We start from the raw sequence: 12,823 nt of genomic DNA, 5'->3' as shown, positions 1-12,823 counted from the left end.
GGTGCCTTTCGTCAGCTGAGCAGGAGGCAGGCGTCCCACGAGGTGGTTGTGGTCGCGGCTGCGACGAGGTCGCAGCCTGCGGTGCCGTCAAGAAGTCCGGTGGGTTCGTCGTCGGCGGGGGTGGTGTGTTGGTGGAGGCGTGTCAGTGGGGTGAGGGGTATCGGTGAGAGGGCGTCGGCGGCGATGCGGCGGCCGGTGGCGAGGAGCCCGGCGGTGCCGTGGCAGAGGCTGCGGTCGGTGAGGAGGCGAATCTGTGCTGGGCTGTTGACGCAGGTGGTGAACGCGGCTTCGACGAGGTGCTGGCGGGTGGTGTCGTGCAGGGCGAGGGCGGCGAGCTGCTGGGCGCGGGCGATTCCGGGGGTCCCGTAGCACCAGGAAGGGCGCAGCGGCTGCTGCTGTGCTGGTGTGCCGTGGTGCAGGTCGGCGAGGGTGAGGGTTTGCGGCCACCAAGTGGTGCCGGCGGTGTGTTGCTGCCAGGTGTCCAGCCATTGGCAGATGCGGGTCATCGCCTCGGTGTGGCCGGCGACGGTGATGCCGTCGCGCAGGGTGAGGGCGAGTAGTGCGAGTGGGCCGGTGATGCCGTGGGCGAGGCCGTGGTTGGCGTGGCCTCCGGGTGGTGGCGGCTGGTTGCGGTCGGGTCCGTTGGCGCACCACCAGCCGGGGAGGCCGTTGATGGGTTCGGTGAGCCGGACCAGGTAGTCCAGTACCTGGCGGAGCAGGTCGTGGTCGCCGAGGCGGCGCAGGGCGACACCGAGGCCGGTCAGGCCGCGGATGAGGTCGTACTCGGCGTAGTGCGGTTGTTGGCGGGAGTCGATGCGGCGATGAGCTGCGTGCAGCCGGCGGCGTGTCACGGTGGCGGTTCCGGACGCGGCGACCGCTCGTGCGCCGGCGAGGCCTGGTTGGTTGGTCGTGGCGAGGACGAAGGCGAGCGCGGGGGCGCCGTAGAAGAGGCTGGCGCCTGCGGCGATGCTGACGCCGTTGGCGGTGGCGTCCCGCAGCGCCGCGTACGCGGCGGGCCAGTTGCCGGTTTCCAGGTGCAGGAGGGCGACGCCGGCCGCCCCTTCGGCGAGGGACTGACCGGTGTTCATGTCGTTGCCTGGCTGGTGCGGGCGATGGCTCGGGCCAGGCGTAGGCAGTGCCGTTCGGAGGCGGTGTCGACGCCGATCATGCGGGCGTGGTGCAGGTGCAGCAGGTCGCCCAGCACCTGGTTGAGGTCGAGGCCGTCGGTGTGGGCCATAGTTCGGTAGGTGGCCAGCGCCGTAGCTAGACCGTCGTCGCGGTAGGGGGTGCGGGCGAGGTCGAGCTGGGCGGGGTTCAGGCGGGGACCGCTGCGGTGGGGGACCCGTTCGGCGAGCCAGCGCAGCCCGTCGCCGGTGAAAGCGTCGGCGATGGCGATCATTCCGGCGGCGGTGGCAGCTTGCCGGTCGCCGCTCAGCCGCTGCAGGGTGGCGCGGGAGTCAGCGGCGAACACTGCTTCGGCGGCGGCGAGGGCCAATCCGGTGCCGTGGCGGGTTTCGGGCCGGTAGGTGTGCAGGGTGTAGTCGTGCAGGACACCGCCGTGCTCCAGGTGCTGTGCCCACTGGGCGAGGTCCCTGGCGATGTCGGCGAACTGCCCTTCCTCCTGGAGGGGGATGCGGAGCCGCAGGTGGGATTCGGGTTCGGGGTATCGCAGGAACCACCAGCCCTCGGGTAGGACGTTGGTGGCTTGGCGGGCGAGGTTGGTGAGGATGTCGTCCTGCCGGCCGTACAGCCTGGTTTCCAACCACAGGGACTGTCCGGGCCGGTGCCGCTCCGTAGTCGCGGCACGGACTGGTCGGCACGTCCTGGCTGGTGAGCTGTGGGCGAGGGTGATCAGGAGTTCGGCGGGCCGGCCGCCGATCCAGCCGGCCGGTCCGGGGGCCTCGGTGACGACGGTGCGGGCGTGCCGACCGAGGTGGGTGCGCAGCACTGCCAGGTGGGTGTTGTCGTCCAGATCCAGACGCAACTGCACGTCGTCGTCTCCGACCAGGACCTCTCCCGGGAGTCGGTGGTGGTCACGGTAGCGCTGCCAGGCGTCGCGCCACTGGGGCCAGGGCGCCGTGGCCGGGAGGGCCGACCGGTCGATGATCCAGCGGGCGGGATGCAGGACGCTGCGTCCGCGCCGGACGCGTGGCAGGAACGGCAGACTACGGGCGTGCCCCCAGTCGAATCTGCTGCACGGAGCCGTAAACGCCGTCCAGATCTCGGTCAGGAATCGCATCAGCGGCTGCTGCAGGCCGGGTAGCAGCACGCTGTTGAACAGCAGCGGCTCGACCGGCCGTCCGGTGGTCCGCGATACCAACCGGAGCCGCTGGCCGTCGCCGGTCACCGCGAGGTCCGCGACCGTCCAGGGCGGGTCGGGGTGGAAGTCCCCGACAGGCAGGATGGGCAGCAGTTCAGGGGTGCGGGCGACTGAGGCCAGGCGAGCGTCCAGCGGTGGGCCGGACAGCTGCACCGTGTGTGCGTCGGGCAGGGCGGTCGGCAGGTTCTGGTAGACCCGCTGGAACGATGCCAGTTCCGTGCCAGTGAGCAGGTGGAGGAACCGGCCGGCGGCAACACCGGCGTGGCGGGATCCGCTGACCACCGTCAAGGTGAACGCGCCTCGGTCCAGGTCCTGCGGGGTCGCGGCGGCGAGGGTGAACCGCAGTTCGGTGTGCGGGATCGGCGGCCGGTCGTCGTCCTCCCGAAGGCGGCCGATCAGTTCGTCGTCGAGGATCACCTCCGCGCAGCCGTTCAACGCCGACTGCTGGGCAAGCTGCGAGAGCAGCCGGTCGCGAGCGGTGAACACCGCAGGCACGCGCCGGGTCGAACCCCGGTATCCGGCGGGGAAGCCCAGGACGTTCAGCACGTCGCGCAATGGCACTGCCGCACCCGGACCCCACCGCTCGATGAACGCGCTGTGGTATTCCGCCCATCCCGGCGGGGGTGGTGCCACCGCCACCAGCGTCGACGCGGCATGACCCGCCTCGCGGAGCACCGCCGGGGGCAGCGTCACCGAGGCGTCGACACGCAGATCGACCGCGACCTGATCACCAGGGTCGGGCAGCGCGACGTGACGGGCCAGGTACGTGGCCGGGTCGGTGACGGTCATCGCCGGCCGCAGCGCCGACAGCAGTACACCCGCCTGTACCAGCGAGGCCAGCAGCCGCTCGGCCGTGTCCGCGCCAGAGGGCACCAGCCGGCTGATTCTCGCGGCGAGATCGGCGAACCCGACCGGGGAGCTCGCTGCCCGTATCGCCGCCTGAACCGTCTTGGTCAGTCGGATCTCGACGTCCCACTGGCGGTCGTCGGCGGCGTGGGCGCAGGGCAGCACCCACACCTCGCCGCGTTGGTATCCCAGCGAGTTCGTCACCACGGCGACGTCACGGAGTAGGCCCAGGTCCTGCTCGGCTCGCGCGGTGTGCTCGGCGATGAACTGCCCGTCAGGCCGGGTCACCTCGTGGTGCGCCTCGCCCCATCGGACTGTCGCGCGAGCGCCGAACTCGACCGGCGCTACGCCGGCGAAGGTCCCGAACGGGGTCGCGCGTGTGGTCCACCGCAGCAGGTACCGGACCGCCGACTCGACCAGGCGTCGGAGCCGGTGCTGCGGGATCGACTCGCCGGTCACGGCTCGCGTGATCTGCTCGGCCAGCTGCGGTGTGGCGGAGGCGACGGCCGCCGCGAACCCCGGCAGCGCCCAGGCTTGGCTCAGCCACTCCTGCCACTGCTCGGGTCCAGCGGATGTCAGGTCGGGCCAGGGAGGAAGGGGCAGGCCGCTCGGGTAGGCGGCGACTCGGATCAGCGCCGCACCAGCCGTGGGGAACACGATGCACCACCTGGACTGCGGGCCCGGCGTTGCTAACGCCGGGCCCGGAAAGCGTGGGGGTCGGTTACTTGCCGGTGCAGGCGTTCGAGCCGGTGTTGCCCGAGCCGCAGCCGTCGTCGGTGTTGGTGGCGTACCCGCTCGCGGCGGGTCCGGCGTCCACCAGGGTGATGTCCAGGTCGAACTCCTCGAGTTCGGTGGTTTCCACTCGCGTTTCCCTTCTTATGCGGAGGTGAAGGTGAGGACGATGCGGCTGTGCCGCTTGTCCAGCACCGTCCCGGCCGGCAGGTCGCCGTCGGGGGTACGTGCGGGCAGGACGTGCAGCACCGGGGAGGGCTGACCAGCGTCCACCCATGCGCGCATGTGCTCGACGAGGCGCCCAGCCGCTGCGGTGGCGTGGGGGCCGTGAGCGCATGCGCCCAGGTCGAACATGTCGTCGGTCCAGCGCAGCGCCGACCGGTAGGAGAACATGCCTGCGTGCAGGGCTGCGGGCGTACCGAAGCGCCAGGCTGGGGCGACGATGTCGGCGTCGACGGCCTCCTGCTGCGCCGAGAGCACCACGAACTGGTCCGCCTCGGCGGTGAGGCGAACCGCCAGCCACAGGTCCAGGTCGGCCAGAACGGTACGAGGCGACAGACTCACCCCGGCCCACGTCTGCTCCCGCGGCTGTGACAGCAGCCCACTGACGGCCACCGGGTCGACCTGCTGGCCCTCGTCCAGCCGCAGGTGAACCCCGTCAACGATGTCGATATACCGCATCTCGTGTGCTCCGGCACCTTGCATCGCCACGAACCCACACAGCCGCTGACTGTGACTGACCAGCCGGTCACCCACGCGGCGTAGCGCCCACGACCGCGTCATCCCGAACGTCCGCAGCGGCACCACCAGCACGCCGTCCTCGGTGAGCTGGGACGTCCACGCCAGGGGAACGTCCCAAGCCCCAGCCGTCACGATGATCAGGTCGTAGCGGCGACCCGGGTCGATCGGCTGCTCGGCGTCAGCGCACACGACGGTGACATCGTCATAGCCCGCCGCCGCAAGGCACTTTACAGCCCGGTCGGTCACGTCCGGGTCGATGTCCACGGTCGTGACCGCACCCGATGGCCCCACCAGCTCACGCAGCAGCGACGCGTTGTAACCGCCCGACCCGATCTCCAGCACCTGCCGGCCTCGCATGCCGCCGTCGAGAGCGTCGGCTGCCTGACCGAGCATCTCCGCGATCAGCCACGGAGCCGACACCGAACTGACGGTCTCGTCACCGTGCCGCTTGGTGACGACAGGGGCGTCGCGGTACGCCTCCTGCGATGAGACACCTGGCGTGAAGAGATCCCGGGGAACAGTCCGCAGGGCGGCCTCCACCTCGGGCCGCATGATCAGCCCCTTCGCCGCATGATCAGCGACCAGCTGGTCGACCATCGCGTCACGAAGACCGTGACTGCTCATCGTGTCGACACTCATATAGACGCCACTCTCCTGTCCGCCAAGGCCGCCCCGTCCGAACGACCTGCTCTTTTCGTTGTCCTCTCAGGCTGGACGTCGCAGACGACGCACTTACACCAGCCCGCGAGCGGATCCACCATTGCGGGACCAGATGCCCAGGGCGAGGTCTGGACCGCCGAACCGGTGCCCCGCAGCAGCGTCGAGCGCCTGAGGTGGATGCGTCATGGCGATCAACTCCTTCGGAGTGGGGCCGTACCCGATCGTCTGGACGCCTGGCTCCGTGCCAGGCATGTCCACCACTCAACGCCTGCCGCGCCGATGTCGAACACCCTCGACACGGAATCTCGACACCGGGCAGCGCGTGGGCATCGATAGCGGCAGTCCCGATCGGGCTGCCGCCGACCGATGGCGGTCGTTACAGGTCGGCGAACGGGGTCCAGCGTGCGGTGTCGTCGCGTTGGTGGATCGATCGCAGCTGGACTGTGAACTCCCGTGCGACGTGCGGCCCCGAGGCGAGCAGCGGCACGGCGGCGGCGACCATCTTCAGCTCGCGGGCTTCTTTAAGAATCGGCCAGGCGGGGTCGGTGGTGACGTCGCAGCCGTAGGCTGCGGCGAGACGGGCGTGAGCGCCAGGTCGACCGAAGCGGACTTCCCCGACCGGGACGGCGACGAGATCGACCTGCCAGGGGCCGAGGCAGGTGGCGTCGAAGTCGCACAACACGACACGGCCGTCGGGGCGGCGCAGCAGGTTGCCCACGTGCGCATCACCGTGTACCAGCCCGGGGGGTGACTGCTGGTTGAGCGCGGCGATCCGGGGTTCCAGCCGGTCGCACCAATCGAGCAGGAACCGCCGGTCGGCATCGGGAAGGGCTTCGGCATCGGCGAGTCGGGCGCGGGCATCACCGACGGGATCCCACACCGGCAGCGGCACCTTGGGGGCGCCGAGGTTGTGGAAGGCGCGCAGGACCCGGCCGAGGTCCGTCACGTCCGGTGTTGGTGGCTGGGGCGGCAGGTAGGTCCAGATGGTGGCCTGCAGCCCATTGGCGTCGACCGGCTGCTCCCACCCAGGAGCGAGTCGGATCGTGGGCGCGTCGATCTGGGCGAACCACCGGCCGAGCGTGACTACCTTCGCGACCCGCTGCAGCTTGTGGGAGCGGGTGATCCGGATGACGACGCCAGCATCGGGGAAGGCGAACACGGCGTTGTTGGTCAGCCGCAGCAGCAGTGCGTGTTCGCCGTTGATACCCAGTCGCGCCGCCACTTGCTGCGCGGCCTGCCGCATCGAGGCCTCGCCGAACCGGCCACCAACCTCCTGGCGGCCTGTGCTGCTGTTCGTCATACGGCTGCCCCGAAGAGCCGTATGACGGTGTGCCGGAAGTCGGTCATACCGCTGTGGCGAATGTCCGGGCTGATGTCCCGGGCGAGGTTACGAACGCGGTCCCGAACTCGCCGCGACGTCAACCGCTGCGCCTGACTGATCACGGTGGAGCCGACGGCGATGGCGCGGTCTGGTTCGCCGGCCAGCGCAAGCGCACTGCACAGCCCGACCGTGTTGAGCACGGTGCTGCGCACATTCTGCGGGCCGAACGCAGCGATCGCGGCCTGGGTCCACTCCACGGCGCGGTCGGCGTGACGGCGGTCGTGGCGGGCCAGGTCGCGGTAGACGCGACCGTACTGGGCGAGCAGCTCGCCGCGGTCATAGAAGCGCATCCAGTCCGGTTCCTGGTCCGGATCGATGTCCTCGAAGTGCCCGCTGGCCTGCTCGAGTGCGGTGACTGCTGCGGCATGCTCGCCGAGCGCGGCCAGCGAGGCGGCTTCGGCGCCGCGCAGCATGGCCAGCAGCGCAGGGGTGGCCTCGCGGCCGAGCTGGTCGTGAGCGAGGCGCACAGTAGCGAGGGCGTCCTGGTTGTGGTGCAGATGTTGGAACTGGCGGGCCTGGCAGTAGCGGGTCCGGGCGGCGAGGAGTTGGTTTCCTGCAGCAACGGAAGTGCGTTCGGCGGCGAGCCAGTGACGGCCAGCGTCGCTGTGCCGTCCCGCGTCGAAGGCAGTCCAACCGGCCAGCTGGCGGGCTGCAGCAACTGCCGTGGCGAGGCTCGCGTTCCCTGGACCCGTATCGGCCGATGCGAGCAGGACAGAGGTGGCCTCGGCGAATCGGCCGACCTCCGCATAGAGCGCCCCGCCGCCGACCTCGTAGTCCACTGACCGGTACAGAGCGGTGATGGCTTCGATTCGGGCAACGTCGCCGACGCCGACACGTCGAGGTGTGGTGTTCGGCGTCAGGCCCAACAGGCCCGATCCGGCGGCGACCGCAGCGATCGACGTCAGTAATTTCCGCCGCTGCCTGTCGCCCTCCAAGCCGCTGGGACCGACCGTCTGACCATCGGCGCTGCTCGTTCCCACGCGGTGGTCCAGCGCGTTGCCGTCCTCAGGTGAAGCGGCGGCGGTAAGGCCGGAGTCAGGATCGCCGGCCCCATTGACGCTGTCGGCCAGTACCCCCCACCGGGCTCGGCGCGCGGCGTCGGCTTTCTCTACCCTGTGCTGGTCTTCAAGCTGCCGATAGGCCTGATAGGCGTCGATCAACTCGCCCTCGGCGTCCAGCACCGACTCGCACTGCAGCCAAAAGATCCGGTCCACGACTTGACGACCGCGTTCGACCATGGCGACAGTACTGCGGCTGCTGTGTACCTGCCGCGCCAAGTCGTCCTGAATGAGCTGCCGCGCTTTGCGCCATTCGGCGAGCTTGCGGCCGAGAGCCTGTCTCGCCTCTTGGAGCTGCTGTCGGTCGATCATGGCTCTGGCCCCTCCACCTATGCCAAGGCTGCCGACCAGGCCATGGACGGTGTGCGGCACACGGTGGGTCGACACTATCGGATCGCAGCGGCAATGGTTCGACTCGTCCAACAGGGACGTGGCTTAGCCAGTGGGCAACTCCGATCCGGATTGGCGGTGGCCTCGCGGCCGGGAGCGCGCATCGGCTGTTCCAACTGAGGTGAGCTGCTACTCAACGCCTGATGGGCCGATGTCGAACACCCTCGACACGAATTTTCGACACGGCTGACGAACGTAACGGACAGATCGCAACCAAGGGCTGGGGATGGCGCGAGGCGCGGAATCCTTCCGCCGGGAGAAGTTCGTTTTGTCGTATGCGCCCTATATCGTCGCCCCGCGCCCGCACCCGCACCGACGGAGGTCTGATTGTGGCTGGTTCCGCGCTCGACACCACCCCGGAAGTCGACAGTAGCCCGGAGGAGGCCCGGGCCCGGCTGGTCGACCGGTTGCTCGCTGACGGCCGGATCGCCTCACCGGAGGTGGAGGCGGCGTTTCGTCGGGTGCCGCGGCACCTGTTCGCCCCCGACGAGGTCAGCGTCGACGCCGCGTACGCCGACGACGTGGTCATCACGAAACGTGGCCCGGACGGGCGCGCGACGAGTTCCATCTCCGCGCCGTGGCTGCAGGCCATGATGCTGGAAGCCGCCCGCCTGCAGCCGGGTGGGAGGGTGTTGGAGATCGGGTCCGGCGGTTACAACGCCGCGCTCATCGCCGAGGTAGTCGGCCCGCGCGGCATGGTCACCAGTATCGACATCGACTCCGACATCGTCGCCAACGCCCGGGCCGCCCTCGACATCGCCGGGTACCCGAACGTCCAGGTGGTGCAGGTCGACTCGGCGACCGGTTGGCCGGCAGGGGCGCCGTACGAGGCGATCGTCGTCACCGTGGAGGCCAGCGACATTCCACCCGCCTGGGCCGATCAGCTTGCCCCCGATGGTGTCCTCGTCGTACCGCTGCGGATGCGCGGCAACACCCGATGTCTCACCCTCACCCGCGACGGCGACCACCTCACCGCCACCGATTCGGTCCTCTGCGGCTTCGTGCCCATGCAAGGCGCCGGTGCCAACCCCGTGACCCGGCGGGCGCTGCGCGGCGACGACGTGACCCTGCGCATCGACGACCCCGACACCCGGTCCCTCGACCTCGACGCCCTGACCCCCGTGCTGGACGGTCCCCGGGTCGATGCCTGGTCCGAGGTGACCGTCCCGCCCGCGACGTCGTTCGAGTCACTGCACCTCTGGCTGGCCAGCCAACCCCACCCGTACGGCCTCCTCGCCGTCGACCGGGACCGCGCTGTGGACCTGGACCCGCAGAACTGGGTTTCCTGCCCCGCCCTTCTCACCGGCGACAGCATCGCCTACCTCACCATCCGCCAACTCGACGACACCACCTGGGAGTTCGGCGCTCGTGGCTACGGCCCCCACGCCGCACCACTGACCCAGCACGTCGTCGACCTCATCACCGTCTGGGACCGTGACCACCGCCACCAGCCCGGCCCGGACATCAGGGTGTACCCCACCGGCGTCACCATCCCGCCCACCCGGCAGCCACAACTACTCGTTCCTCGCCACCACACCACCACCGCTATCACCTGGACCGCCGCCGGAGATCATCGGTGACCGCTACCGAGCCGACCCTCGTCGTCGTTCGCGGGAACTCCGGTAGCGGGAAGACGACCGCCGCCCGCGAGGCCCGCCGACGCTACGGCCGTGGCATCGCGCTCCTGGAGCAGGACCACCTGCGTCGGATCGTGCTCCGCGAACACGACAGCTCACACATCGACCCGGTCGCTCCGGCGTTCATCACCGCGACCGCCCGCACCGCCCTCGACCTCGGCTACCACGTCATCCTCGAAGGCATCCTGCACACCGAGCGGTACGCCCCCGTCCTGCATCAGCTCATCGAGAACCATCCCGGACCGGCCGCCGTGTTCTACCTGGATGTGTCCTTCGACGAGACCGTCCGTCGCCACCTCAGCCGCGCTGAGCCCATCCCCGTCACCCCCGACGAGATGCGTACCTGGTACGCCCACCGCGACCTGCTCGACGTCCCCGGTGAGATTGTCATCGCCGAGACCAGCACCTTCGAACAGACCGTCACCACGATCCTGCACACCAGCGGCCTCACCAGCGCGGCACCCCAGACGCCCTGTCCACGGCGCTGCCGGCACTGCGCCCGCGAATCCGACGAGTCTGCCGCCGCAGCGGCGGCCTCCGAGGGATCTCAGCTGATGCCCGAGTCGGTCGTCGCCAGCGAGGTCCGGACCGGCGGCTGCCTGTGTGGGAAGATCCGGTTCACCGTGAGCGGCGAGCCCGACTACCCCCACGTCTGCAGCTGCACCCACTGCCAGAAGCGGGCCGGCGGGCCGATCCAGTCGGGGGTCAGCTTCCCGCTGGAGGGACTGAGCTGGACCGGCGAAGGCGGCGAGCCGACGTGGTTCGACACGTTCCCGGGCGAGACTAAGCGAGGGTTCTGCGCCGTCTGTGGCAGCTCGGTGGCGGCGTTCGACTACGGCGACACGCTCATCGGCATCAACCTCAGCGCGCTGGACGACCAGGACGACCCCCGCCTCGTCCCGGTCAACCACTCCTTCCGCGACGCCGCAGTCTCCTGGATGCCTCAGGTCCCCGGCACCCAGCACAGCACCGTCAGCTGACGTCCGGGTGGTGGGCCGCTGTCAGACAGCGCCCACCACTCGGCTGCGACATGCTCACCGAGCGCAGCCAGCGAGGATTTCGACATGGTTGGGCAACCTCCACTCGACCGCTGAGGCGCAGCCGTTGATGTTGCGTTCAAGGTCAGAGCGGAGTGACATGAGTGAGAGATTCATGTTTGACTACCTCGCATGCGACCTGCGGAAGCACGTCTGACGATCGATGTCGGCCGGGCTGGGGTGGTGGCGGTCGTCGCGGGCCCGGACGGCGGGTGGACGCCGCTGACGTTCGACGGCGGGCCGGTGTTGTCGAGCGCGGTGGCAGTGGCCGAGGACGGCTCCTTCCTGACGGGGCAGGCGGCATGGCGGGCCGCATCGACGCTTTCCGACCGGTTCATCGCGTCGCCCCTCGCTTCTGGTGACCAGGTGACCGTGGGCGATGTTCAGGTGGAGTCGGTCGACGTGATGGCCGCGGTGCTGCGTCAGGTGGCTGATGAGGCGGCGCGGCTGGTCGGTGGGCCAGTGGGCGAGGTGCGGTTGGTGGTGCCGGCGGGGTGGGGGCCTCGGCGCCGGACGTGGATGCGTCACGCCGCGCACCGGGCGGGGTTAGGCCAACCCACTCTGGTGGAGGCTCCGGTCGCCGTCGCCGAGCACCTGGTGGCTGCTGGTATGCAGTTGCTGGTGGGCGCGTTCGTGGTGGTCTGTGACCTCGGCGCTGGCGCGGAGGTGACGGTGCTGCGGCGGGGCCCGGCCGGCTTCGAGGTCCTGGCCACCCTCGCCGATGAGGACGCCGGTGGCGATGCCGTGGACCGGGCCTTGGCCGACGTGCTGGCCGGAAGCAGCGGTGACAGCGGGCTTGGCGCGGCTGGTGACGGCCGGTGGGCGGTGCTGGCGAGCGTGCGTGCGGCGAAGGAGTCGTTGTCGTGGCATCCGGCGGTGACAGTTCCCCTGCCGTCGGGTGCCGGTGTGGTGGTGAACGGGGTGATGCTGGAGCAGGTGGCGCTGCCGGTGGTGGAGCGGGCGGGTCGCCTGACCGCGGAGGTGATCGCGGCGGCGGATCTGCTGCCCGAGGACATCTCAGGCGTCTACTGCGTGGGCGGCGCGTCCCTGCTGCCGATGACCGCCGCCGTGATCGGTGAGGCGGCGAAGGTGACACCGGTGGTCGTACACGACCCGGTGACCGCGGCCGTGCGGGGAGCCGCCGGTGTGGGCATGCCCGCACCGCCCACCGAGGTCGCGGATGCGGTGGCGGTGCCGTCGGTGCGGCGGGCGGCGGCGATGGTGGTGCCGGGGTTCGTGTCGCTGGGCTTGGTGGCGCAGTTTCTGTTCACGGCGGAGTGGAACGGCGCGCTCGTGTACAGGTGGGCGCTGTTGAACTGGGGTGAGCTCGCCCTGGCTGCCGTGTTCGCGGTCGTCGCGGCGCTGAACGCCGGCACCGTTCTGGGCGCGTTGTCCGCTGCCCGTACCCCGCCTGGCGGGGGCAGCCGGTCGCAGGGTGGGCAGGTCGGCACGGGGATCCTCGCGGCGGTGTCGCTCGGTGCCGCGGTCGCCGGCATGTACGCGATCGTCGGGAGCCTCTACCTCGGCCTCGATGTGGGCCCGTTCCTGCGGTGGACGTTGCTGCCGGTCACACCGATGTTGGTGTGTGCGCTGACGGCGGCGGTGGTCGCAGCTCGGGGATGGCGGACCCCGCCGGGTGGTTGGGCGGAGTTCCTGGCGTTCCCGAACAGCTCGGTGGTGACGGCGGCGGCCGGGATGGTGCTGGTGCAGTACTCGTTGACCGCCGACCGGTGGCCGGGCATGGTGCTGTGGATCGACCTGGCTGGCCGGGTCGGCGGCGCTTTGCTGGGTGTCGCGGTGGTGATGGCGGTGGTGGGGCCGCTGATGCTGCGGCTGGTTTTGGCCGCCCCGGTGGCGGTGATCAGTGCGGCGATCGTCAGCTGGCGGGCCTCGGGCATCCTCGGGGCCGTCTACGCCACCGCAGCGGCAGTGTGGTGGGTGCAGCGGCTGTGGACCCGCGTCGTGCGCGCCACCCCGCCAGCCTCGATGAGGGCGGCCGGGTGATTGCGGCCTTACCAACG

Annotated in this window: 9 protein-coding genes and 1 pseudogene; 4 read left to right on the top strand and 6 right to left on the bottom strand. The window is 70.2% G+C overall.

Annotated features, from left to right (window positions below; all coding sequences use genetic code 11):
- Positions 1-11: 11 nt before the first annotated feature.
- The 6 genes from IGA62_RS12310 to IGA62_RS30070 all read right to left on the bottom strand — a co-directional run bounded on the left by IGA62_RS12310 (position 12) and on the right by IGA62_RS30070 (position 8,047).
- Entirely contained in the window at positions 12-1,088 is a 1,077-nt protein-coding gene (locus IGA62_RS12310; RefSeq protein ID WP_145821534.1) for a lanthionine synthetase C family protein, read from the bottom strand.
- Positions 1,085-3,823 (bottom strand): lantibiotic dehydratase, encoded by a 2,739-nt coding sequence (locus IGA62_RS12305; RefSeq protein ID WP_145821536.1) that lies wholly within the window; start codon positions 3,821-3,823, stop codon positions 1,085-1,087. Before IGA62_RS12305 ends, IGA62_RS12310 begins: the two co-directional genes overlap by 4 nt.
- A 64-nt stretch (positions 3,824-3,887) precedes the next feature.
- The gene (locus IGA62_RS12300; RefSeq protein ID WP_145821538.1) at positions 3,888-4,028 is read right to left on the bottom strand and encodes an FxLD family lanthipeptide; all 141 of its coding nucleotides are present in this window, start codon (positions 4,026-4,028) and stop codon (positions 3,888-3,890) included.
- 14 nt (positions 4,029-4,042) lie between these two features.
- The gene (fxlM, locus tag IGA62_RS12295; protein ID WP_145821540.1) at positions 4,043-5,278 is read right to left on the bottom strand and encodes a methyltransferase, FxLD system; all 1,236 of its coding nucleotides are present in this window, start codon (positions 5,276-5,278) and stop codon (positions 4,043-4,045) included.
- A 397-nt stretch (positions 5,279-5,675) separates the two neighbouring features.
- Complete coding sequence (locus tag IGA62_RS12290) at positions 5,676-6,599, bottom strand: phosphotransferase enzyme family protein (protein WP_232624988.1); 924 nt, start codon at positions 6,597-6,599, stop codon at positions 5,676-5,678.
- Positions 6,596-8,047, bottom strand: coding sequence for a helix-turn-helix transcriptional regulator (locus IGA62_RS30070; protein WP_232625069.1), 1,452 nt, complete (start codon positions 8,045-8,047; stop codon positions 6,596-6,598). The genes IGA62_RS12290 and IGA62_RS30070 overlap by 4 nt, the downstream gene beginning before the upstream one ends.
- 410 nt (positions 8,048-8,457) lie before the next feature.
- On the opposite strand from IGA62_RS30070, the gene fxlM (IGA62_RS12280) reads away from it, so the two are divergent.
- The 4 genes and pseudogenes from fxlM (IGA62_RS12280) to IGA62_RS12265 all read left to right on the top strand — a co-directional run bounded on the left by fxlM (IGA62_RS12280) (position 8,458) and on the right by IGA62_RS12265 (position 12,806).
- On the top strand, positions 8,458-9,708 hold the full coding sequence (gene fxlM, locus IGA62_RS12280) for a methyltransferase, FxLD system (protein WP_232624987.1): 1,251 nt from the start codon (positions 8,458-8,460) through the stop codon (positions 9,706-9,708).
- Positions 9,705-10,241: pseudogene (locus IGA62_RS30935) on the top strand (AAA family ATPase); the annotation flags it as partial. The gene fxlM (IGA62_RS12280) and the pseudogene IGA62_RS30935, both read left to right, overlap by 4 nt.
- A 78-nt stretch (positions 10,242-10,319) precedes the next feature.
- The gene (locus IGA62_RS30930; RefSeq protein ID WP_145822270.1) at positions 10,320-10,745 is read left to right on the top strand and encodes a GFA family protein; all 426 of its coding nucleotides are present in this window, start codon (positions 10,320-10,322) and stop codon (positions 10,743-10,745) included.
- Positions 10,746-10,934: 189 nt separating this feature from the next.
- Positions 10,935-12,806: an Hsp70 family protein gene (locus tag IGA62_RS12265; protein WP_145821542.1), complete on the top strand. Its 1,872-nt coding sequence runs from the start codon at positions 10,935-10,937 to the stop codon at positions 12,804-12,806.
- Positions 12,807-12,823 lie beyond the last annotated feature (17 nt).

The sequence above is a fragment of the Micromonospora sagamiensis genome (genome assembly GCF_014680085.1).
In the GTDB taxonomy this organism is placed as follows: Bacteria; Actinomycetota; Actinomycetes; order Mycobacteriales; family Micromonosporaceae; genus Micromonospora; species Micromonospora inyonensis.
Note: the sequence above shows the minus strand (reverse complement) of the source record. Positions and strands in the feature narration are given on the sequence as shown.